The sequence below is a fragment of the Enterocloster sp. 210928-DFI.2.20 genome (genome assembly GCF_020554465.1).
Taxonomy (GTDB): domain Bacteria; phylum Bacillota; class Clostridia; order Lachnospirales; family Lachnospiraceae; genus Enterocloster; species Enterocloster bolteae.
In genome coordinates, this window is sequence record NZ_JAJCHK010000086.1 from 1 (window position 1) to 1,207 (window position 1,207).

At 48.5% G+C, this 1,207-nt stretch carries 2 protein-coding genes; both read left to right on the forward strand.

All coding sequences use genetic code 11. The features are described from left to right. Positions 1-23: 23 nt before the first annotated feature. On the forward strand, positions 24-569 hold the full coding sequence (locus LI015_RS27905; RefSeq protein WP_048928844.1) for an NADH peroxidase: 546 nt from the start codon (positions 24-26) through the stop codon (positions 567-569). Positions 570-761: 192 nt separating this feature from the next. Beyond that, positions 762-1,207: rubredoxin-like domain-containing protein (locus tag LI015_RS27910; RefSeq protein WP_227126776.1), on the forward strand; the 446-nt coding region annotated here is incomplete at its 3' end.

Here is a 1,207-nt window from a genome sequence, read left to right on the forward strand (position 1 = left end):
AAAGGAAAAGGAGAATATTGATTATGAAGAAATGGGTATGTACAGTTTGCGGTTATGTTTACGAGGGAGAGAATGCACCTGAGAAATGTCCACAGTGCGGTGTTCCGGCTTCCAAGTTCAAAGAGCAGGCATCCGAGGGAATGGCATGGGCATGCGAGCATGAGGTTGGCGTGGCTCAGGGTTCCCCTGAAGATATCATGATGGATTTAAGAGCTAATTTTGAAGGCGAGTGCTCCGAGGTCGGCATGTACCTGGCTATGTCAAGGGTTGCCCACAGAGAAGGTTATCCTGAGATTGGCATGTACTGGGCCAAGGCTGCTTTCGAGGAAGCTGAGCATGCTGCCAAGTTTGCTGAGCTGTTAGGCGAGGTTGTTACCTCCTCCACCAAGAAGAACCTGGAGATGAGAGTTGCCGCTGAGAACGGCGCTACCGCCGGCAAGTTCGACCTGGCTAAGAGAGCAAAGGCCCTTAACCTGGACGCAATCCATGATACCGTTCATGAGATGGCTAAGGATGAGGCCCGCCACGGCAAGGCATTTGAGGGTTTGTTAAACAGATACTTCGGTTAAATCCTGTTTTAAGCATCACATCCCAGCCTCTGGTTTCATCCGGCTCATTTAAGCCGGAAATACAAAAAAGGTGAAACTTTTTACAAAATAACACTTGACAAATCCTGGAATATGGTTTATATTAATATCAGTAACAATTACTATTATCGAAAAATGAATAACTAAAATGAAGGAAAAAGGAGAATATTGATTATGAAGAAATGGGTATGTACAGTTTGCGGTTATGTTTACGAGGGAGAGAATGCACCTGAGAAATGTCCACAGTGCGGTGTTCCGGCTTCCAAGTTCAAAGAGCAGGCATCCGAGGGAATGGCATGGGCATGCGAGCATGAGGTTGGCGTGGCTCAGGGTTCCCCTGAAGATATCATGATGGATTTAAGAGCTAATTTTGAAGGCGAGTGCTCCGAGGTCGGCATGTACCTGGCTATGTCAAGGGTTGCCCACAGAGAAGGTTATCCTGAGATTGGCATGTACTGGGCCAAGGCTGCTTTCGAGGAAGCTGAGCATGCTGCCAAGTTTGCTGAGCTGTTAGGCGAGGTTGTTACCTCCTCCACCAAGAAGAACCTGGAGATGAGAGTTGCCGCTGAGAACGGCGCTACCGCCGGCAAGTTCGACCTGGCTAAGAGAGCAAAGGCCCT

What these genes read in the sequence shown, in the direction of transcription:
- LI015_RS27905 (WP_048928844.1), top strand. Translation starts at nt 24, where the DNA reads ATGAAGAAATGGGTATGTACAGTTTGCGGTTATGTTTACGAGGGAGAG.